Origin of the sequence: Teredinibacter purpureus, from assembly GCF_014217335.1 — a bacterium.
Taxonomy (GTDB): Bacteria; Pseudomonadota; Gammaproteobacteria; order Pseudomonadales; family Cellvibrionaceae; genus Teredinibacter; species Teredinibacter purpureus.
Genome location: NZ_CP060092.1, coordinates 3,175,082 through 3,197,524 on the forward strand (window position 1 = coordinate 3,175,082; position 22,443 = coordinate 3,197,524).

Consider the following 22,443-nt stretch of genomic DNA (forward strand, 5'->3'; position numbering starts at 1 on the left):
CTATGCATGCGCTTCATATTTTACTGTAACTGTTTGGGGCTATAGTCTTTACAGTGCGGTTAAGAAAAGGGCCGAGCCACACTGTGTACCGTTCATATTTAGCCCTATCATACAGGGGCGCTATACTATGATCGTTACTAAAGTGTGCCGTCGTTATAGTGACAGTTCAATGAGTGCTACTAGCTTGTATAAATGGCTAGTTACCGCGCTAAAATAGTGGGAGAGTTTGTTTAAATGGGATTGTTACAAGGCGCCGTAATGCATCATTCAGAACAAGAAGAAGACGATTTGCTTAATGCATCAGGAGCACTTGTTCCCTTAAAAGCAATGAAGCGAAACTTTTTAGAAGATCTTTTCTTGCGTGCAGAAACACAAACGGTTTTCGCGCAAGACATCATCTTTGATATTGATAGTTATGATAATCAACATGTTTACCTCTTGTTTGGTGAAGTAGAATTACACTATCGCTCGGGTCATAAAGAACATATTCAAGCGGCGTTAAACCAACTCCCGTTAGCGCAAGAGCAACCACGTCAATGTCGAGCAGTTGCCTTAACCGATGCAACGGTATTAAGGATTGATAGTGATCAACTTGACCGAACACTTAGCTGGAGTCAAATAGCACAATATTTAATGTCCGAGGTTTCTCTGCAGCGTGATCTTGATGAGGATCTCGACTGGATGCATACGGTATTAAACTCAAACCTTTTTTATAAAGTGCCGCCGGTTAATGTGGAGCAAATATTTTCTCGCCTCACGCCAATGGTGGTGCATAGTGGTGAGGTAATTCTTAGGCAAGGCGAGATAGGGGATTGCTGTTACTTTATTAAAGACGGTAGCGCTACGGTTACTCACTACAATGAAGCCAATAAAAGCATAGAGAAAGTTGCCGATATTGCAGCAGGGCGTTGTTTTGGCGAAGATTCTTTGGTGTACGAGCAGGCACGAAACGCAACAATCACGATGAGTTCTGATGGTGTGTTAATGCGGCTGGAGAAAACAGATTTTCTATTATTATTAAAAGAAGCTGTCGTTGACGAAGTCAGCGACAAGGATCTGGTCAATATGGCGGAGCAGCCAATCCTTGTGGACGTGCGAACCGAAGAAGAGTATTCCGCAGGGCATTTTGCACTGTCTGCGAATATTCCGCTTAACTTGCTCAGTATAAAAAAACGCTTGTTGCTACCAGAAAAAGCGTATGTATTTTACTGTAATTCCGGGCGACGCAGTCGAGCAGCCGCCTATTTACTGGGTAAGCAAGGTTATAATGTCCTAGCGCTAAAGGGGGGGATTGATGGCGATAGCCTCTCGAATCAGCTTGTTACGGAGCCGGGTTATATCATTCGAGACGGCGAATTAATTTCTGGCCAATAGTTGTTCACCACCATTAACCGGCTTGTTTTCTTTTCGGTATGTACGTCGTCCGCAAAAGAATGCTCTGGCTGATGCGTGAGTTCAAGCATATAAGGAATCGCCGAAGGCGAGGGCAGGTCAAAAGCGGTCAAAGGGTTGTTGACGCCGTTTCCCGTCAGCCACTCTGTTTTTTTGAGCAGGCTAACCGTAAAGTATTGGCTAGTTTTGTTGGCCTCTATTAAGTTTTTCAATTCTTTTTCGTGTATCCAGTGGCCCATTAAACATTCAGCGTTCGCAATTGCAGGTTGAGCGATTAACGCTGACCAGTGTATAAAAAACATACCTTTTACCAAGTATTGTGATTGCGCCTCACAGGAGGTAGGGTTGCCGTTAAGCTGCAGCGCTTTTTTTCGAGCCGCCTTCGAGCGCTGAAATAGTGTTAGTTGTTTTGCCAATAAGTGGTCTATTTTTAACCCAAGCTTGTCTTTTGCGTTAGGCCCGAGCCAGTGCATAGGGTCATACGGTAAGCTCGCTTTTTGGGGCAGTAAAAAAAATTTTACTGCGGCTTCTACGTGTAATAATTGATTTTGCTGATCTTGTAACAGGAAATCGAACTCTCCAGCGGTTATACCATCCTCATTAATTTGTATATTTTGAGCTAACAGGGCAGGGCGGTTCGTCTTGACTGCAGGCAAGGACTGGAGCGCAAAGGCAATTAATTGTTCAAAATAAACACCAAGCCGCTGAGGGCTTTGTTTTATAGTTAGGGTGTATCGATCCGGTAAACCGCGTAAACTTATGTTTTCATCCAGCTTGGTTAGCCAATGAATAACGGCCTGCTGGCTGTCAGGTAGGCCCCACAGGGTTTTACCAGCACTAACACTATTACCCAGTTCTTTTTCGACTAAATCCGGGCTAAAAATTACCCATGCAAGATCGTTAACCGCAGAATTTTTGAAACGCAGCCATATTTCTGTTTGGTTGCCACAAAAAATGTGAGAAAGATCCGTGGTGGGTAAATTGGCGACTTTCGGTTCCGTCATATAAAATCCAATAATCTCAACTTATTTAATATAACTATGACTGCATATAAAACCATCGGCCTGATTGGTCGGCTCGCGAGTGCGAACACACAATATTCTATCAGCCGGCTTGTATCTTATCTTGGCAAGCAGCAGGTGGAAATATTGCTTGACGAGGAAACAGCGTCAGTTTTGCCCGATGCCAACCTTCCTATTACGCCTCGCATAGAGCTGGCAATTCGGTGTGACCTCATCATAGTGGTGGGGGGGGATGGAAGTCTACTGTCCGCGGCTAGAGCCTTTGCGGGTCATAACGTACATTTGTTGGGTATTAACCGTGGCCGGCTAGGCTTTTTAACGGATATATCGCCCGAAGATATTGAATACAAAGTTGGTGAAGTGCTAGAAGGTAAATTTCAAACAGAACAACGATTTTTGTTGGATTGTAAAGTTGTGCGTAATGGCTCCATATTATCTTCTGGGTTAGCGCTAAATGACGTTGTTGTTCATCCCGGTAAGTTTATACGCATGATCGAGTTTGAATTGTATGTGGGCGATGAGTTCGTTTACCGGCAACGCTCGGATGGGCTTATTGTCTCATCACCTACAGGGTCAACGGCGTATGCGCTAAGTGGCGGTGGGCCGATCATGCACCCTAATCTTGATGCTATTGCGCTGGTGCCGCTATACCCGCATACGCTCAGTAGTCGTCCCATCGTTGTCAGTGGAACAAGTGTTATTCGGCTTATTGTTTCCGAGCAAAATAATTTGAACCCACTGGTCACTTGCGACGGTCAAAATCAAACAACGTCTCAGCCAGGCGATGAGGTGGTCATCACAAAATCTGATAAAACTATAACGCTCATCCATCCTGAGGGACATGATTTTTACGAAACCTGTCGAACGAAGTTAGGTTGGGCTAGCCACACAGGAAATACCTAAATTAGCAGATGAATATGCAAGGCTACGATATTATTGGCGATGTACACGGTTGCGCCCAAACGCTAGAAAAACTTCTGGTAAAAATGGGCTATTGGAATAAAGCACCTGATGCTGAATTTCCCGTTTATAGCCATCCCTCGCGAATGGCGATATTTCTAGGCGACATTCTTGATAGAGGGCCCCGTATAAGAGAAGCTCTGCACATAGTAAAAGGTATGGTCGATGCCGGCAGCGCATACTGCGTGATGGGGAATCATGAGTACAATGCCCTTGGTTACACGACGCTTGCCCCAGAATATCTTGATAAGACTTACGTGCGTGAGCACAACAGCCGTCACAATAGGCTTATTGCCGAAACCTTAACGCAGTTCGCGAGCTACCCAGAAGAATGGCGAATGTTTCTAGAATGGTTTCAAACGTTGCCAATATTCTTAGAATTCGATGCTTTTCGCGTTGTACATGCTTGTTGGGATGCAGAGTTAATCGCAGAGTTTTTAGTGCTGAACAATAATCAGACCCAGGTTACCACACAATTTATACGGGAATCGGCAGAGAGGGGCTCCTTTCCACAGCGTTTTATGGATAGACTCACGCGAGGTACCGATTTGGCATTACCGGAAGGTCGAAAAATTGCAGGTAAAGACGGTTTGGAACGGCGGGCTTTTAGAACAAAATTCTGGGCAAAAGCACCAAAAACCCTCCAGGATGTCGCGTTTCAGCCGGACCCCTTGCCTGATGATATTGGAGCCTTATCTTTAAATCACGAGCAAAAAAACGCGCTACTGTGTTATTCAGAAAACGAAAAACCGGTTTTCGTTGGTCATTATTGGCTACAAGGGAATCCCGAACCGGTCACAAAAAATTTGGCCTGTTTAGATTACAGTGCCGTAAAATATGGTCGCCTCGCGTGTTATCGATTTGACGGCGAACATTATTTAGATAAATCCAAATTTTGCTGGATTGATGTCACGCCCACTAATAGCAGCGATGCTTAATTCGCGCGCTAGTCGCTCTACAGCCTTCACACGAACCGAATGACCTCTATGAATTGGATAAAAATCGCTGAATTTCCGGTGGATGCTCCCTTACACGGCCTCCATCAATATTTAGATGCGCATAACGTCGCGCACCGAATAGCAGAGCATGGCGGCGTACAGGAACTATGGTTGTTGGATGCAGCGGAAACATCTGTAGTCGAGCGTTACTTTTCGGAGTATTACAGGGATGGTACGGTGTCTGCCACCACGCCAATATCCCGCGAAAAAAAGCCTACAGCAGCAGGATATTTTGGCGCATTAGTTCGCCGTTCGCCTTTCTCCATTGTAATGATCGCACTCGGTATTGTGGGCTATGTTATGCAGGATATCCTGCATGCGCAATACTGGGTGGATCAATCCCTTTTCCTACCGTTGTTAGCGGCATTGTCGCAAGGTGAACCTTGGCGTTTAATTACTCCGGCTTTTATTCACTTCAATTTTTTCCACATTTTATTTAATGGATTGTGGATGTGGGAGCTTGGTGCGCGTGTTGAGCAATTTTCAGGAAAGGTACGTTACCTCTTTCTTTTTGTTGCCACAGCGATAGGGGCAAACTATTGCCAATTTCTTATGACCGAAGGCAATATATTTGGCGGCTTATCTGGTGTAGTGTACGGTTTGCTGGGCTACTTATTTGTGTGCGGCCGAGTATCAAAAAGTAAGCTAGTGACTATGCCCGTGGGGCTATACGGTTTTATGTTGGCATGGCTAGCGCTTGGTTTTTTCGGCGTAGTCGATTGGTTTATCGATGGTCAAGTGGCTAATGGTGCGCATTTGGGCGGTTTACTAACAGGTCTAAGTGTCGCAGGCCTTGAGTATTTATGGTCAAAATACATTACTAAATCAAATAAGTATCAGCGCTAGAAAAGAACTAAAGAGAGTATTATGACCCCTGAAGATATTTTAAGAACAATGACACCAGAAATCTATCGTCGTTTTCAAACTGCCATAGAAATACGAAAATGGCCAGATGGAAAAGTATTATCGCCAGAACAAACAGAGATTTGTCTACAAGCCATAATTGCTTATGAGCATAAATACGTACCCGAGAACGAACGCACTGGCTTTGTTCCACCGAAAAAAACGCCGTGTTCAGATGATACGGGAAAAAAATCTGAAGAAACCTTGAAGTGGCAGTAGCCCTGGAGTTCAATTGTGAATAACCCCAAAACCATTTATCTAGCCGATTACCAAGCGCCACTTTTTACGTTAGAAAAAACTAAGCTAAATTTTGATTTGTATGAAAATCATGCAGAAGTAAGATCCGAATTAACGTTTCTAGCAAACGAGAGCAATAGCGCTCACCCTTTGGTCTTACACGGTCAGGGGCTTACGCTAGTGAGTATAGCGATCGACGGAACAGTACTGGATGATTCCCGTTATTCAGTGAGCGATGATTGTCTTACTATACCTAACGTGCTCACTCACTTTACGTTGACGTGTATAACCAAAATAGAGCCACAAAATAATACCTCTCTGGAAGGGCTCTATAAATCGCAAAAGATGTTTTGTACGCAGTGCGAAGCTGAAGGATTTAGGACAATAACCTATTTTCCGGATCGACCAGATGTAATGAGTGAATTTACTGTGCGCATAACGGCCGATAAGGCGTTATACCCCGTACTACTATCAAATGGAAACAAAATAGGAGAAGGGGCGCTTGACGAGGGGCGTCATTGGGTTGAATGGCACGACCCACATAAAAAACCGAGTTATTTATTTGCATTAGTGGCTGGCGACCTCGTTAATCTTGATGGCTATTTTACAACGTCCTCTGGACGTGAAGTATTGCTACGTATATACGTAGAAGCTAAAGATATTAATAAATGCGAACACGCGATGCAGTCGCTAAAAAAGGCCATGAAATGGGATGAAGATGTTTATGGGCGGGAATATGATCTGGATGTTTTTATGATCGTTGCCGTAGACGATTTTAATATGGGCGCAATGGAAAACAAAGGCCTTAATATTTTTAATACCAGCTGCGTGCTGGCGAGTAGTGCAACCACTACTGACGAGAGTTTCTTGTCAATCGAGGCCATTGTTGCACACGAATATTTCCATAATTGGTCTGGGAATCGGGTCACCTGTCGTGATTGGTTTCAACTTAGTTTAAAAGAAGGTTTTACTGTTTTTCGAGATGCAGAATTTTCATCGGATATGGGGTCACGCACCGTAAAACGGGTTGAAGATGTAAACATGTTGCGCACGCATCAATTTGCTGAAGATGCCGGGCCAATGGCACATGCGGTTCAGCCAGCCTCGTTTATTGAAATATCCAATTTCTATACGTTAACCGTTTATGAAAAGGGCGCAGAAGTTGTTCGAATGATCCATAGTTTGCTTGGTGCAGCGCTATTTCGCCAAGGCAGCGATTTATATTTCGAACGCCACGATGGTCAAGCTGTAACCATCGACGATTTTATAAAAGCTATGACAGACGTTTCGGGTAGAGATTTTACGCAGTTTATGAATTGGTATCGTCAAGCCGGTACACCTCGTGTAAAAGTAAGAGGAAAGTATAACCCTGATGCGCATACCTATAATCTTACGGTCAAACAAAGCTGCCCCCCCACGCCAGAATGTGAAATGAAATTGCCTTTCCATATTCCTATGGCAATGGGTTTAATTGGTCTAGAAGGCCCACTCAGTTTTACGCTTAAAGATAATGCTGGTGAATCAAGCACCCATAGGGTCGTTGAAATTACTGAGAAAGAACAAACGCTCGTTTTTGAAAATGTTAGAGAAGAGCCTGTGCCGTCGTTATTTCGCGATTTTTCGGCGCCTATAAAGCTAGACTTTCAGTATACGCTTACCGATTTGGCTCGGTTAATTACGCGTGATGACGATGGCTTTTGTCGTTGGGATGCTAGCCAACAAATGGCGGTTTCAGTTATAAAAGACGTTATGCAGGCACTGGGTAATGAACCAGCACCAACGGTTAACCCGCAACTATTAGAAACGCATAAGCAACTCCTGGAGCAAGCTATAGAAGCGGCTTCGGGTAAGAGTGAGCAAGATCTGCAAATGTTGGCTTACACGTTAACCTTACCGAGTGAAGAGTACCTTAGTGAAACGCAAACAATAATCGATGTTGAATGCACCCATCATGCGCGTGTTCGAGTGAAACGTAAATTAGCGCAGCAATTTTACGGGTTGTATCACGATCTATACACCTTGCTGGACAAGCCCAAGGCGTACTCAGCCGATACACAGAGTATCGCTGAGCGAAAGCTTAAGCATACGGCTTTGAGTTATCTCGTTGCCTCTGGCAAGCAGGAAGCGTTGGCGTTGGCAAAAAGTCAGTTCGATAAAGCCGATAATATGAGTGATGAGTTTTCGGCATTAGCTGAATTGGTACACAGTAATAGCCAAGCAGCTATTGCGCTAAAAGAAGAAAGTCTTGCCGCGTTTTACACAAAATGGGCCGATGATACATTAGTAATGAATCGATGGTTTTCCGTTCAAGCGAGCAGCTCGAATCCAACAACACTTTCGACCGTAAAACAGTTAATGGATCATCCTAGCTTCGATAAAAACAACCCGAATAAATTGCGTGCACTAATTGGTGGTTTCTGTAGCCGGAATGCTATCTGTTTTCACGATCGATCGGGCAAGGGGTACGCATTTCTCAGCCAACGTATTTTAGAGCTTAACGATTCCAACCCCCAGATGGCCTCGCGCTTACTAGCGCCATTAACGCGTTGGAAGAAGTATGATGATCAGCGGCAGCAATCTATGCGACAAACGCTTTCTACGTTGTTGGAACACCCAGCCTTGTCGAAAGATGTTTTTGAAGTGGTTACCAAAAGTTTGGCATGAGTAATTGACAATGAACCTTAAAAATACCTCTCAGCGTTACGGCCTAGTGAGTATCATACTCCATTGGCTTGGTGCCATCGGTGTGTTTGTCCTGTTTTTTCTTGGGCTTTGGATGATGGAACTAGATTATTACGATGCTTGGTATAAAAGTGCTCCGGCACTGCACAAGAGTATTGGTTTTGTGGTGGTGCTACTTTTTGTTGTCCGCTTCTTGTGGCGTTCTTATTCTAAACCGCCTACCGCATTGAAATCTCATAAATATTGGGAGGTTTTGGTCGCAAAAGTGATCCATACAGCATTCTATTGCGTAGTGGTATCCATGTTAATAAGTGGTTATTTAATCACAACGTCTAAAGGGCAGCCCTTGGAAGTACTAGGTTTTATAGCACTACCTGCCACTGTTACCGGCATAGAAAATTTAGAGCATTATGCGTCTGAGGTTCATGAGTTTATGGCATTTCTTATTGTCGGCGTTGCGACGTTGCATGGTCTAGCGGCGTTGAAACATCATTTTTTCGATAAAGACACTACGTTAAAACGCATGCTCGGTCTATAGCTTGGTCATTAGATCGTATCGTGTAGTTAACTCAGTGCCCAACGACGTTTTTTAACCGTTATTTAACGTTTATATTCCAATAAAAAACCATGCATTACCCAAAGTATAAGGAAGGACATCATGAAACACTTAACAATACGATTAACCCAACAGCGTATATCCCATTATTTATTGGGTGTAGTTTTACTTGTTGCCAGTATAACCGCCCCAACCATTAGCGTAGCTGATGATTATGTCATCGATACAAAAGGTGCTCACGCCTTCGTTCAGTTTCGCGTTAAGCACTTAGGTTACAGTTGGTTATATGGACGATTTAATTCATTCGAAGGTGAGTTTAGTTACGACCCTAAGAAACCAAACGCGAGCACGGTGGATATTACCGTTGATATGACCAGCTTAGATACGAATCATGCTGAGCGCGAAACACACTTGGCTGCACCAAAATATTTAAACTCTGGCAAATATACAACCGCTAGCTTTAAGAGTACTGCCTACAAAGCGATAGGCGATAAAACCGCTGTATTGACAGGTGACCTCACGTTTATGGGCGTAACAAAGTCGATCAATATTGATGTTGAACATATAGGCGGCGGTGCTGATCACTGGGGTGGCTACAGACAAGGGTTTGAAGGCAAGGCAACCATTACCCCGAAAGACTTCGGCTTGGATATGGCCTCAAAACTTGGCGAAGCTGCGGCACAGGTCGAGCTGATATTATCAGTTGAAGGCATTCGTAAGTAGATATTCTCTAAGTCCCAACAGGTGGCTACATATTACCTATATGGCCACCTGTTGGAAGTATTGTTAAAGAGACGTTCAGTGTAGGGCGCCCAGGCCTTTTTTCAATGCTCGCCATTCATCCCAACGTCCAAACATTTATTCCCCATATAATGGCTTTAACGTTTTACAATCTTTGGTTCCTGTTTTGGTAGCCGCTTCTTGCCAATCTTTAATCGCACTCATTAACAAGTTTGGGTTCCAGTGTTTATCGCCGTTAGCGCTAAAGAGTGCGCTATCCAAGGCGGAGAGTTGGGTTTCAATCACGGAATCTTTTGTAGCACGGGCTATATCGGCAAGCGCATGGATTTGAGCGAGAGGCCAATTAGCGTTAGCCCAGTTGATCGTTGCTGTACGCACAACGTTAAGATCGCTACCACGACAAGCGTGTTGCAGCGCCTTCCATGCTTGCTTCTTATTGGCGCTCATCGTAAGCCCATGGTTGTTTTCAGGTTCTGCTTTTACGTGAGTGTTTTTTCTCAACCGAAGCACCCATACGCTAAACCACAGTGTGGTACACATAAAGAATACCGCGAGAGCTTGCCACAAAATACTGACATTCTGCTGCGATTCTACCGGCTCTATAGGGGTAAGTGGTTGTGGTTGCCCTAGAGCCTCGCTTCTCGCATGTGCATTCGCTTCTATATCAGAGTTTGCTGCAACTATAACCGTTCGCGAGGGTAACGCTGCATATTTCAGCTCGTTGGCTTGGCTGTCCCACCACGGAATACTGACAGCCGGAATAATGACTTCGCCACTTTCCGAAATGACTACAGCCAAGGTTTCTACTCGTTGTGATATTACGCCCTCAGCACCTTTGCTCTCTCTTAATTCTGGTTGGTCTGCGTAGAATTTAACGCGAGCGTCCGTGGGAGAGCCGATAATAGTGGGAAGCTGAGAAGACATTAAACCATTTGCGGTTAATGTTAGCGTGCGCGTTATGGGCTCACCCACCTTAAAGTTTTCTGGAGCCGTATTCCATTGTTCGGTTAATGACAGTCCGCTGGACGGAAGCCATGTTGCATTAGTAGGAAATTCAGCCGGCTGGCTTGCTACCTTGATGGTTTTATCTGCCGTTCGTAATCGCTTTATTTCATAGCGTGCACCGCCATAGTTCCATAAATTGCGATTTTGCGTTTTTGCTATTTTGGCAGACCATGTTAAGGAAGGCAGCGAAATGTCGCCACTAGCCTGTGGAAAAATCGCATAGTTAAATGCTGCAACATTATAGGTTTTACCCTGGATGTTACGACTAAAGTTGGATCGCTCTAATGGTTCAACAATAGCGTTTTCAATTACTGGTGCAGGGTTTTCCAATCCTTCAATATTGACAGAATAAAACAATTGATAGGTAAGCAATATTTGTTCTTGTACATGGGAGGAGGTTGTATTGAGGATTGTCTCAACAAAAATATCATCCTGTTGGCCTGCGGGGAGAGGCGCATTTGCAGATACGGATATTACGATGGCATCGGTGAAGGCATTGTCGAATTTAAATGATGGCACAACCAATCGGCCAACGCCTCTAGGTAAAAGAACCATACTCCATTCGGTATGGGACTCGACACTTCCGTTCGAATTGCGAATCTGGTTGCTTGTCGATTGATTTAAAATTTCGAATTGATCTGTTAACGCGCTAAAATCGGGTTGTGACTGTGTCGAACCACTGTAACGAACGACAAGATTAAACGTTTCATTCATGGACACCTGCGTACGATCTACACGGGCCGTAAACGTTTGGGCCTGTGCAGTGCTATTCAACAGCCACAGCAATACCATTATTCCAACGGAAAATACTGTGTTCAAAAGGGGGGAAGTGGGGTTGTTCATTCTAGTCCTCATAATCATTTACCAACGTTCCTCTTCTTTTGTTTGATTCGGAAATAGCATGGAGTTTTGTCGTACGCTACGTTTGCGCTGGCTATTTTCATACTGAAATTTGTTCCGTAAAAGCCCGCTGGGGTCGTCGGGTACTTTTCTCAGCCATTGCTCAAGTGACTGCTGAGCTTCTTGCTGTGCTTTTTGTTCAGCCATTTGCGCCAACGACATTGCTGCAGGCGCATCTTCGGTTGCACTATCGTCGTCACTAGCATCTGGTGGAGTTATAGACTCTGCTGAATCTTGTTGTTCGGGTGTATTGTTGGCCGTGCTTGCTTCGCTTTCTTGTTCAGGGCGCTCTTCATTCTCAGCTGTTTGATCATCTTGCTGACCGTATTGTTGCTCTAAGGCTTCTTCTTGCTCATCGGATAACGCTTGCGTGTTTTCTCCCGGAGTTTGCTCAGAAGAATCAGAATGCTCACCCGATTGTTGGTCGCCCTGTGGTTCGTTGTTGGCTTGCTGCTCGTCGCCTTCATTAGAATCAGATTCACCGCCAGCTTCGCCTTGCTGTTGGTTGCTATCAGATTCGTTAGGGTTTTGTTGTTGATCTTGATCACCTTCGTTTTGATCACCGTCTCCGGGTTGTGATTCCTGGCCTGCCTGTTCTTCGGCCAATTTTTTTAACGCTTCTGCGATGGTTTTATTATTGATGGCATAAGCATTACTGGGGTCGAGCTCTAGCGATTGTTGGTAATGTTCTATGGCTTCATCAAACTTTCCAAGTTGCGTAAGGGCATTGCCTCGGTTATATAAGTCTTCACTGGTATCTCCGGCAAATGCCTCCAATGCTTGTTCAAAATTATTCGCATTGTAATGAGCGATACCTTGCCACTGTGGATGATTAAACTGATCAGCGGCGGCAGCGGGGTCAGACGGTAGCAATGCCTGTGCTTGCTGATCTTGCGTTAACCATAGGTCGTCCCAAAGATTGTTAGGCTCGACAGCATTTGCTTGCTCTGCAGGTAGTACAAGCGCTATAAACCCAAAACTTAATAACCAGCCGCGCCTAAAGGCGAGGGCTGCAAACGGTAATAGTATTAAAAGAAGGTAAGGGCCATGTTCGTACCATTGGTCGAACAATCGGCTAGTTTCGCGAGTCTCGTCAGATTCGGCCTTAAATACAAAATTTTGTATGGTGCGTAAATCAAACTCGGTTTGAGTAAACGGAATATATAACCCATTTAATTCAACCGCTACATCGCTTAGCTCACGGTCGTTTAAACGCGCTATCACCATGTCGCCTTGCCTATCGTAAGCAAAACCACCGCTAGCTAAAGGTATGGGCGCGCCCTCTGGAGTACCGATTCCCCAGATGCTAATGGTGTGTTGTGTGTCATCGTGTAACTGACGAAGTTCCGCTTGGGCACTTCGTGCGATACCGTCGGTTAGAAAGACGATATCACCTTTAGCGATGCCGCCGTCTGCCAATAGTTGTTGTGCGAGTTCTAGGGCCATTTCCGTATTGCTACCCTTTGCAGGCATGATGGCAGGGTCGAGCCCAGACAATAACGACACAATAGTTTCGGTGTCGTCCGTTAGAGGCGTCACAATATGAGCTTCACCACTGTAGGCAATTAATGCGGTTAAACCTTCTTTTCGTTGCCGTAGTAGCTCTATTAATTTTAACCTCGAACGGACTAATCGTGACGGTTTAACATCCTCTGCCATCATGGACGGTGATAGATCCCAGGCGATGACTAAAGCTGAGGTTTCACGGTGTAAAGGTTGTGGTAGTTTTTCCCATGCGGGGCCGGCTAGGGCAAGGGTTAATAACGTCCAGAGTAATAATAATATTATAAAAACACCGCGCGAGCGCTGCGATAGTTTTCCGTCCATTAAATAAGGCAGTAAATGCGGCGCAATAATACTTTGCCATTCGCGTGAACGCGAGTGCGCGCGTATGGCAAGAATTACGAGAACAATGGCAGGAACTATTAACGTTAACCATTCTGGGCGAAGAAAGTGAAAGTGCGTTGTTAATAAACTCATTATGTTTTAGCCTCGCCAGACAGCGTTACTCGAGCAACTGTACCTATCTTTATTAAGCGAAAAACTGCTACTAACATACTTAATACCAGTGCTATTGCTAGAGGCCAATAATAGAGCGCGCGTATTGGCCGAAGTGTTTCACCGGCCTGCTCAATAGGTTCTAGCTGATCAAGTAAATAATAGATTTGCTGTAGTTCTTGTGGGTCGTGCGCCCGAAAATACGTACCGCCGGTTGTATCAGCAATATATTTAAGGGTGTCTTCATCTAATTCGCTCGAAGGGTTAACTGTGCGAGACATTCCGCCAAAAATCCCCATGCGTTGCACCATTTTATTTGCACCAACACCAATCGTGTATATTTTTACACCGGCTTGTTTGGCAAGGTCAGCCGCTTGGCGCGGCATCACTTCGCCCGAAGTGTTCGCGCCATCAGTCAATAAAACCAATACGCGGTGGGAATCGGGGCGCTCTTTTAGTCGTTTTATCGCAAGCCCAATTGCGTCACCAATAGCGGTCTGTTCACCGGCAAATCCTAATTGAGCTTCATCTAGAAGCTGACTAACGGTCGGGCGGTCAAATGTGAGTGGTGATTGCAAGTAAGCTTGGGAACCAAATAATACCAACCCAATTCGATCGCTCTCACGGCGATCGATAAAATCTGTTACAACGTACTTTACTACGGAAATACGTGGAATTTGTTGGTCTTCAACAACCATATCCGGCGTTTCCATGCTGCCCGAAATATCAACAGCTAATAATAAATCACGGCCACTGGTTGGCAATGTAACGGCGTCACCAATCCATTGTGGCCTAGCGCCTGCACAGACTAATAGAAGCCAACACACTAATAATGGTAAGGCTGTAATAATGGTGCCGCCACGAACACTATGTGAAGAGTGTTTATACAGTGTTCTAACGCGACTAAAAAACGGTACCTTTAACGCGGCCGCTTGACGCTTAACGGAAGGCACAAATAAATAAACGGCTAAAGGCAAAGGCAATACAAAAAAGACCCAGGGCCAAGAAAACTCAAACATGATTGGGGTTCTCCTTTGCGCAGGTCGGTGTCTTACCGGTGCGCAACCATTGGTGCTGTGTACTCTCAGGTACGTGCACATGCTTTTCAATCCAATAGCGGCAACTACTAAACACGAGTTCAGGATCTAAGGAGCTTTCAGCGGAATATTTTGCCTCCCCTGTGAGGCTGAGTAACGTTTCAGTTTGTGCAGCAGTCAGTGAGTCGAGATTGGCTGATTGCGTTAACCAATCGAACCATTGTTTTCCGTACAAGCCTGCGCTATGCGTTTTTAAAACTGGGTATGCGGCTATGCACGTGCGTTTTAAGAGGGTAGCCGCCAGTAATGGGATTTTTGTTGTTTGCTCTTCAGGAAGATCCATTTTCGATAAAGCTGTCAGCTCTGATAAAGCCAGTTTTCGGTAGGCGTTGCGTTTCGAGCGTTTTTTAACGGTACGAATCAGTAGAGCGAGCACGGCAATACCTATGGCGATTAATAGCCACCAGCCAACAGCAGGTGGCCATAAGCCTATCGCGTTCGGTGCGATAGGCGCGTGCAATTGGGCCAGGAGTTCTGCAATGCGAGGGTCTTGAGTGGCACTAGGGGGGGCTACAGTATTCATCGAACACCTCCTTTGCGTTTACCACGTTTACTGGAGAACAGTTCCCGTAAATGGCTAGAGGAGGGCGTTGCAATATCGAGCGAGTGAAAACCGGCTCCCGAATTTAGACAGCTTGTGCGTAGTGAAGCTTGCTTTGCGGTAAATGCCTGGTTGTAAGCGTTTAGAAAATTATGGGTATTGGCGTGCAATGTAAGCCGCTCTTGATTATTGGAAACGGTGAGCTCTTTTCCTGTAGGAAGGGATCGCTCGAGCGGGTCTGAAAACGATAGGAGATTCACATCGGTATGTCGTGACAACATGCTCAGCGGCTCTTCGCAGGCGCCATCAAAATCGTGAAAATCGCTTAACACGAAAACGGCGCTTCCCGGTTTTGCTACGCGTCTAAGGTCGCTAAAAATATCGTAACAGGAGGTGTCGCTGCCGCTAGGGTTTACAGGGCTATTTAATTTCAAGTTGTACGCGTGTAACTGGTTAATGAGCGCTAAGGCCGCATGCTTGCCTCGTTTCGCACGCAGATCATATTGGTCGTGGTCACCGAATATTAATGCACCTATACGGTCATTGTTTTGTAATGCTATCCAGGCTATACCCGCTGCCATTTCGGTAGCCGCCACCGATTTAAATACGCTGTGGCTACCAAAAAACATTGGTGAACGCTGGTCTATAACGATGAGCACCGGGCGTTCACGCTCTTCCTGAAACAACTTTGTATAAGGTTGTGTTGTACGGGCGGTTACACGCCAATCGATGTTCCGAATATCGTCTCCTGGTTGATAAGGCCGTACTTCCGCGAACTCCATACCTCGACCACGAAACTGCGTATGACTTTCACCATCGATAATGGAGGTGCTTTTTTTTCGGGTTGCAACCGTTAGATCTTTCGTACAATAACGAAACTGCAGTAGATGCTCGACAGTAACATAGGCGCCAATAGTGGCTACCGAACTCTGTTGGTTATCTTCACCTGAAGGGGATGTTCTTTTTGCCTTATTCAGCATTAATTAAACCTTTAAGCCATTCGATTGCTGTAACTACTTAAACAACAGGGACGCGATTAATAAGTTCGTCGATAATCATGTCAGGCGTTTGCCCATTGGCCTCGGCTTCAAAGCTCAGAATTAATCGGTGTCGGAATACATCGTGTACAACCGCTCTTACATCTTCTGGGCTTACGTAATCTTTTTCACTCAGCCAAGCATGTGCTCGCGCACAACGATCTAGGCTGATCGTGGCCCGAGGGCTTACGCCATAATCAAGCCAGCGTGCTAGGTCATCACCGTATTGCTGTGGGTTTCGTGTCGCGTCCGTTAACTGGACAATATAGTCTTCAACGGTATCTTCCATATGAATGGCCAGCGCCTCTTCTCGGATCGAAAACAGGTTCGCTTGGCTAATAGGCTCATCCATTGTCAGTTTGGCCTGTTTTTGGCTGGCCTCCGCGCGGCTGAGTTTGAGAATGCTTTTTTCCGCAATAGCATCCGGAAAACCGACTTCTACATGCATTAAGAACCGATCAAGTTGAGCTTCCGGTAGCGGGTAAGTGCCTTCTTGTTCAATCGGGTTTTGCGTTGCCATTACCAAGAATAAATCCGGTAGCGGGTAGGTCGCCTTGCCCACACTAATTTGTCCTTCAGCCATGGCTTCAAGTAATGCAGATTGAACTTTTGCGGGGGCCCGATTAATTTCATCGGCAAGTACCAGGTTATGGAAAATGGGCCCCGGTTGAAACTCAAAAGTACCTTGCTCTGGGCGGTAAATATCGGTGCCGGTCACATCCGAGGGCAAAAGATCCGGTGTGAATTGCACACGATGAAAATTGCCTTCAATGCCTTCAGATAGGATTTTAATGGCCTTAGTTTTGGCTAATCCGGGTGCGCCTTCGACTAATAAGTGGCCGTCTGCGATGAGGGCGATCAATAAACGATCAATTAAGTGTGGTTGGCCAATAATTTGGCAATCCATCCATTTTCTTAGGTTTTGTAAGGCTGTTTTAGTGGTCATTATCAGGTGTACCGATTTGTTAGAAAACTAGTCAAACTTATTGATATTAAAGAATTTTGTAACTATACCTTAAGGGCAACTTTAATACTTAAACCGAAACCTCTGTATGTGGGCAAAAGTCTCCTATTCAAGGGGCTTATTGCGATTGATTTTCACCAAAATCATTCTATACAGAGGGACAAAAAGAGAACCTACGACCGGCCAATTCGCAAAGAGTTTCCAACTGTTACCTGAAAGTACGTTCCCTGCTAAGGATCAAACCGTGGACATTACCCAATCGAGCCTCGCCAATCGTGCACAATTCATCCAGAATTTTGACAAATGGATTGAGGAATCTAGACCTCAAGACCACCAACAAGAGTTTCGTTCGTTCGTACGTGAATATCTTTTACGGTTTCCTTTAGGGGAGTGGGAAGGGCGCCATATAACCGATTTGTATGGGTTAAGCTTTGGGCTTTACCATCACTTGAAGCACGGCAAGAATCAAGGTGTATCACTAAGCGTATTCAACCCCTCGCTTGATGAGCACGGCTGGCAATGTGGCCGCACGATTATTTTTATTCAACAGCCGGATATGCCCTTTTTAGTTGACTCTGTTCGTATTGCACTCAACCGCAGAGAAATCCCTATCTATCTAATAAAAAGCACCGTTTTAAATGTTGATCGCCGTGCAGAAGGAATGTCCATTAGTTTGAGTACAGGTGAACCTCTTACCGAGGATGCAGTGAAAAGCGCAACCAAAGAAGCGTTGATGTACATAGAGGTAAGCCTTCAGCCGAATGACTCTGAATTGTATGCTATCCATCAGGATTTACTTAACGTACTCGCGGATGTTGCCGTTGTCGTCAGCGATCATCAACGTATTTTGCAGCATCTGGAGGCCGTTCGAGACAATCTTGATAGTACTCAGCAGCAACGCGAAGAGGTTGAATTTTCAAACTGGTTGATGCACCGCCACTTCGCATTTCTTGGCTATCGGGATTACGACCTAATCACCCACAACAATCGCCCTGCCTTACAAGAAGATACTAACGCGCGGCTAGGCGTGTTTAAGCGTGCAGAAATCGACAACGCAATAATTTACCGTGAAAACTTTAGCCCCGGAATGCAAGATTTTTACGCAAGCGCAGACGCCATTTGTTTTTCTAAGGCCGCAACCCACAGTAGTGTGCATCGTTCTGCGTACCCTGATTATGTGGTATTCAAAAAATATGATACCAACGGAAACGTGACCGGTGAAGTACGGTTTCTAGGGCTTTTTACCTACGAGGTGCTCACGCTTTCACCGCTTGAAATACCTATATTACGCACAAAAGTACAGAAGGTTATTAACCGCTCTGGGTTAGATCCCAATAGCCATGACGGGCGCAGTTTAAGGCGCACCGTTGAAAACTACCCGCGAGCCGAGTTGTTTCTCACCGATACAGAAACTCTACACAACAACATTATGTCTATCGTTGAAATTAATGAGCGACATCTTGTAAGGCTTATTGCGCGTTGCGATGCTTTTGGTAATTTTATAACGTGTAATGTGTTTGTACCTCGTGATATCTATTCAACCTCTATCCGTCAGAAAATACAGGATATTCTATCGGACACGTTTGATTCCAACGATTTTGATTTCAATACATTCTTTTCTGAATCCAATTTGGTAAGAGCACAATTTATATACCGAGTAACAGATTCCAACCACCGTGATTTTGATTTAGAGGCTCTCGAAGAACGTGTTGTGGATGTTACGCGTAATTGGTCTGCCAATTTAAGAACCGCTTTAATCGAATCGTTTGGTGAAAGTAACGGCATTCGCTACTTTAATCTGTTTAAAAATGGTTTTACGCCGAGTTATCAAGAGCACTTTGATACGCGCTATGCCGTGCAAGATATAAAGCTATTAGAAACCTTAAAAAACACCGATGAAGTGGCCATGAACTTTTACCAACCGATCGGCGTGGAAACGAACACTATGAGGTTTAGGGTTCTTCATCTTCACAATGCGTTGATATTGTCAGACATTATTCCCATTTTAGAAAACCTGGGATTAAAGGTCATTGGTGAAAACCCGTTTCAGATTTATAAGCATGATGGCAGCTGTGTATGGCTACATGATTTCCAGTTAAACCTCGGTATAAGAGTATCTATTGATGTTCATGCCGTTAAAAACTTATTTGAACAGGCCTTCGCTGCTGTTTGGAGCAAGAGAACAGAAAGCGATTCGTTTAATAAACTGGTTCTCGGTGCAAAACTTCATTGGCGGGAAGTTTCATTGTTACGTGCTTACGCCGGTTATATGAAACAAACAGGATTTAATGCAGATCAAAATTTTATAGCCGAAACATTATCGAATCATACTGAAATTACCCGAAATCTATTAGCCGTTTATAAATCGTATTTTGATCCACGGTTAAACACAGACAGCAAAGGTAATGAAAGAGAAGGGCGTATTGGTTTAAAAATAGTCGAGTCACTTGATGATGTTGCAAACCTAAACGAAGATAGAGTACTTCGCCGATTCCTTGAGCTAATAGAAGGGACGTTAAGAACCAATTACTTTCAATCGGTTGATGGCCAGCCTAAAGATTATATTGTCTTTAAATTTAGCCCCCGTGACATTGTCGATATTCCCGAGCCTCGCCCACTATACGAAATATATGTGTATTCACCTCGTGTGGAGGGCGTGCATTTACGCGGTGGTAAGGTTGCCCGCGGAGGGTTGCGATGGTCCGATAGATTACAAGACTATCGCACTGAGGTACTAGGGCTTGTTAAAGCACAGCACGTTAAAAATGCCGTTATTGTACCGCACGGAGCAAAAGGCGGCTTCGTTGCAAAGCATCCCCCAGCGGAAGGCGGTCGAGATGCGATATTGGGAGAAGGTATAGCGTGTTACCAATTATTTATTCGAGGTTTGCTAGATGTAACCGACAACCTCGTAGAGGGCAGTATTGTCCCCCCTAAGCAAGTCGTAAGGCGAGATGATGATGATCCCTATTTGGTTGTTGCTGCCGACAAAGGCACGGCTACTTTTTCAGATATTGCGAATAAAATTTCGCTGGATTACAACCATTGGCTGGGCGATGCTTTTGCCTCTGGAGGTAGTCAAGGATATGATCACAAAGGCATGGGTATTACGGCCAAAGGGGCGTGGGTTTCGGTTCAGCGTCATTTCCGTGAAATGGGAAAAAATATACAGCAGCAAGCATTTACAGTAATTGGTATTGGCGATATGGCTGGCGATGTGTTCGGCAATGGCATGTTATTGTCCGAGCATATATGTTTGCAAGCGGCGTTTAATCACTTACATTTATTTATAGACCCAACCCCCAATGCAACAGCGAGCTTTATTGAGCGAAAGCGGTTGTTTGAGACTCCCAGAACAAGCTGGGCTGATTATAACGCCGAACTTATTTCCGAAGGCGGCGGAATATACGAAAGAAGCGTAAAATATATAACCTTAACACCTCAAATGAAATCGTCATTTTCAATAGACGCTGACCGCTTAACGCCAACAGAGCTTATACATTCGATACTAAAAGCACCCGTAGACCTCATTTGGAATGGAGGAATTGGCACTTACATTAAATCTAAAACAGAATCTCATAATGATGTGGGTGACAAGGCCAATGATACCTTGCGTGTGAATGGCGAAGAATTGCGTTGCAAAGTTTTTGGCGAAGGTGGCAATCTCGGAATGACACAGCTTGGCCGCATTGAATTTTGTTTGAATGGAGGCGCCTGCAACACAGACTTCATTGATAACGCGGCAGGAGTCGACTGTTCTGACCATGAAGTGAACATTAAAATTTTATTAGATGAGAAAGTCGCCAGTGGCGACCTAACCGCCAAACAGCGTAACACCTTGCTCTCTGAAATGACGAGTCAGGTATCGGATTTAGTACTACAAAATAATTATCGGCAAACACAAGCCATTAGTATCGCGCAGTTCCAGTCTGCCGCCCGCTCAACGGAATACCGTCGATTCATCAGCTTTCTCGAGTCGACTGAGCGATTAAATCGAGCGCTTGAATTCATTCCCACAGATGAGCAAATAGTCGAGCGACAGGGGCACGGAAAGTATTTATCGCGGCCAGAGTTATCAGTATTAATCTCCTATGCGAAAGTCATGATGAAAGAAGAGCTTATCAACTCCAACATTGCCGATGATGACTACATTGCGCAGTCTATTGAAAGTGCGTTCCCCCAAAAAATTGTAGAACGTTATCACGCAGAGCTCTATGGGCATCGATTACGGAAGGAAATTGTTGGCACCCAAGTGGCCAACGATTTAATTAATAATTTAGGCATTACGGTGGGCCACCGTTTGCTCGAAACAACGGGTGCTTCAAGCGCTGAGATCGCCCGTGCGTATATTGTGTCCCGTGATGTATTCGATTTTGAGAATTTTCAGCGTTATATTAAAAGCTTGGATCATCAGGTAGCAGCATCCTTACAAGCAGAGCTTATGGGAAACATGATACGGCGTGTACGAAGGGGAACACGTTGGTTTCTTCGTAACCGGCGCACCACGCTAAATCCCGAGACTGACGTAGCGTTCTTTAAGCAAGGATTAAATATTGTATACCGTGTTACCGCTGAAATAGTAAGTGGGGACTCGCGAGCCGAATGGCTAGCGCGATCACGTTATTATGAAGAAAATTCTGTGCCAGAAGAGTGGTCTTTAAAGCTCGCCATGCCCGACAACCTATTTTCTGGTCTTGGCGTTATCGAATCCGCAAGAGTAGCGAATGCCGACATTACTGTTGTCACCGAAGTTTTTTTTGAACTACTAGATCGCCTAGACTTGAATTGGTTTGCCACACTACTGTCTGAGGTAAAAGTTGATAGCTATTGGCAGGCACTGGCAAGAGAGTCTTATATTGACGACCTGGAGGCGCATATCCGTCAACTTACCGTTTCGTTAGTCCGTTTAAAAACCAGCGAGAGCAGTGTAACTGAGTCAGTATCCTCAATCGATACCATTGTCAATACATGGTTTAGTGCAAACGAATTACTGATTGTACGCTGGAAAAAAATGATTACCGAGGTTCAAAGCTCTCCCGGCACCGACTATGCCATGTTTGCTGTTGCGCTTCGGGAATTGTTAGATCTCGTTGTTGCGACTGAACATTATGTTTCGACACAATATGATGTCAGTAATGAATAACGGCATTCACGTATAAAAAATTACGACAATAGACTCCAGATGACTGAAGCAATTGTACATGTCTCGCTGAGTATAACGGTTGAGGAATATCAGAAACTATATGCGGGCACGGCAAAGTCAGTGTTTGCGACCAGCCTAGATGGGCGACGCATTCGTTTTCCAGCTGCAATATTACGTTCATATGTGACACGAGAGGGCGTACGGGGATGCTTTGCCATTTACTTCGATCACGACAATCGTTTTAAAAAAATTGTGAAAATAGGGTGA

The 22,443-nt window shown here is 44.9% G+C and carries 17 protein-coding genes; 10 read left to right on the forward strand and 7 right to left on the reverse strand.

All coding sequences use genetic code 11. From position 1 onward, the window contains the following. Positions 1 to 234 precede the first annotated feature (234 nt). Positions 235 to 1,374, forward strand: a complete 1,140-nt coding sequence (locus H5647_RS13945; RefSeq protein WP_045859396.1) for a cyclic nucleotide-binding domain-containing protein — start codon at positions 235 to 237, stop codon at positions 1,372 to 1,374. Here H5647_RS13945 and H5647_RS13950 read toward each other — a convergent pair. Then, positions 1,335 to 2,396: a DUF1853 family protein gene (locus tag H5647_RS13950; protein WP_052692074.1), complete on the reverse strand. Its 1,062-nt coding sequence runs from the start codon at positions 2,394 to 2,396 to the stop codon at positions 1,335 to 1,337. The two genes, H5647_RS13945 and H5647_RS13950, sit on opposite strands and share 40 nt — an antisense overlap. 36 nt (positions 2,397 to 2,432) lie before the next feature. Between H5647_RS13950 and H5647_RS13955 the strand changes: the two genes are divergently transcribed. The 7 genes from H5647_RS13955 (at position 2,433) to H5647_RS13985 (ending at position 9,473) form a co-directional block, all read left to right on the forward strand. Next, positions 2,433 to 3,317: an NAD(+) kinase gene (locus H5647_RS13955; protein WP_045859398.1), complete on the forward strand. Its 885-nt coding sequence runs from the start codon at positions 2,433 to 2,435 to the stop codon at positions 3,315 to 3,317. A 14-nt stretch (positions 3,318 to 3,331) separates the two neighbouring features. Further along, positions 3,332 to 4,312, forward strand: a complete 981-nt coding sequence (locus H5647_RS13960; RefSeq protein WP_236074900.1) for a metallophosphoesterase — start codon at positions 3,332 to 3,334, stop codon at positions 4,310 to 4,312. A gap of 48 nt (positions 4,313 to 4,360) precedes the next feature. Continuing rightward, positions 4,361 to 5,218, forward strand: coding sequence for a rhomboid family intramembrane serine protease (locus H5647_RS13965; RefSeq protein ID WP_045859403.1), 858 nt, complete (start codon positions 4,361 to 4,363; stop codon positions 5,216 to 5,218). Between the two features lie 21 nt (positions 5,219 to 5,239). Then, positions 5,240 to 5,494, forward strand: a complete 255-nt coding sequence (locus H5647_RS13970; protein ID WP_045859405.1) for a YeaC family protein — start codon at positions 5,240 to 5,242, stop codon at positions 5,492 to 5,494. Between the two features lie 15 nt (positions 5,495 to 5,509). Then, positions 5,510 to 8,176 (forward strand): aminopeptidase N, encoded by a 2,667-nt coding sequence (pepN, locus tag H5647_RS13975; protein WP_045859407.1) that lies wholly within the window; start codon positions 5,510 to 5,512, stop codon positions 8,174 to 8,176. Between the two features lie 10 nt (positions 8,177 to 8,186). Then, a complete protein-coding gene (locus H5647_RS13980; RefSeq protein WP_045859409.1) occupies positions 8,187 to 8,732 on the forward strand; it encodes a cytochrome b in 546 nt (181 codons plus the stop codon). 120 nt (positions 8,733 to 8,852) lie between these two features. Next, positions 8,853 to 9,473, forward strand: a complete 621-nt coding sequence (locus H5647_RS13985; RefSeq protein WP_082087065.1) for a YceI family protein — start codon at positions 8,853 to 8,855, stop codon at positions 9,471 to 9,473. Positions 9,474 to 9,608: 135 nt separating this feature from the next. Here the strand turns inward: H5647_RS13985 and H5647_RS13990 are convergent, their stop codons facing one another. The 6 genes from H5647_RS13990 to H5647_RS14015 are packed head-to-tail and all read right to left on the reverse strand — an operon-like array spanning position 9,609 to position 17,015. Then, positions 9,609 to 11,339: a BatD family protein gene (locus H5647_RS13990; RefSeq protein WP_045859411.1), complete on the reverse strand. Its 1,731-nt coding sequence runs from the start codon at positions 11,337 to 11,339 to the stop codon at positions 9,609 to 9,611. Between the two features lie 18 nt (positions 11,340 to 11,357). Next, positions 11,358 to 13,376, reverse strand: coding sequence for a VWA domain-containing protein (locus tag H5647_RS13995; RefSeq protein ID WP_045859413.1), 2,019 nt, complete (start codon positions 13,374 to 13,376; stop codon positions 11,358 to 11,360). Then, positions 13,376 to 14,413 (reverse strand): vWA domain-containing protein, encoded by a 1,038-nt coding sequence (locus H5647_RS14000; protein WP_045859414.1) that lies wholly within the window; start codon positions 14,411 to 14,413, stop codon positions 13,376 to 13,378. The genes H5647_RS13995 and H5647_RS14000 overlap by 1 nt, the downstream gene beginning before the upstream one ends. After that, the gene (locus tag H5647_RS14005) at positions 14,406 to 15,014 is read right to left on the reverse strand and encodes a DUF4381 domain-containing protein (protein ID WP_052692076.1); all 609 of its coding nucleotides are present in this window, start codon (positions 15,012 to 15,014) and stop codon (positions 14,406 to 14,408) included. The genes H5647_RS14000 and H5647_RS14005 overlap by 8 nt, the downstream gene beginning before the upstream one ends. Continuing rightward, a complete protein-coding gene (locus tag H5647_RS14010) occupies positions 15,011 to 16,012 on the reverse strand; it encodes a DUF58 domain-containing protein (RefSeq protein ID WP_045859416.1) in 1,002 nt (333 codons plus the stop codon). Before H5647_RS14010 ends, H5647_RS14005 begins: the two co-directional genes overlap by 4 nt. Positions 16,013 to 16,049: 37 nt before the next feature. Then, entirely contained in the window at positions 16,050 to 17,015 is a 966-nt protein-coding gene (locus H5647_RS14015) for an AAA family ATPase (RefSeq protein ID WP_045859418.1), read from the reverse strand. A 262-nt stretch (positions 17,016 to 17,277) separates the two neighbouring features. On the opposite strand from H5647_RS14015, the gene H5647_RS14020 reads away from it, so the two are divergent. Beyond that, complete coding sequence (locus H5647_RS14020) at positions 17,278 to 22,176, forward strand: NAD-glutamate dehydrogenase (protein WP_045859419.1); 4,899 nt, start codon at positions 17,278 to 17,280, stop codon at positions 22,174 to 22,176. Positions 22,177 to 22,215: 39 nt separating this feature from the next. Beyond that, positions 22,216 to 22,443, forward strand: a complete 228-nt coding sequence (locus H5647_RS14025) for a DUF2835 domain-containing protein (protein ID WP_045859421.1) — start codon at positions 22,216 to 22,218, stop codon at positions 22,441 to 22,443.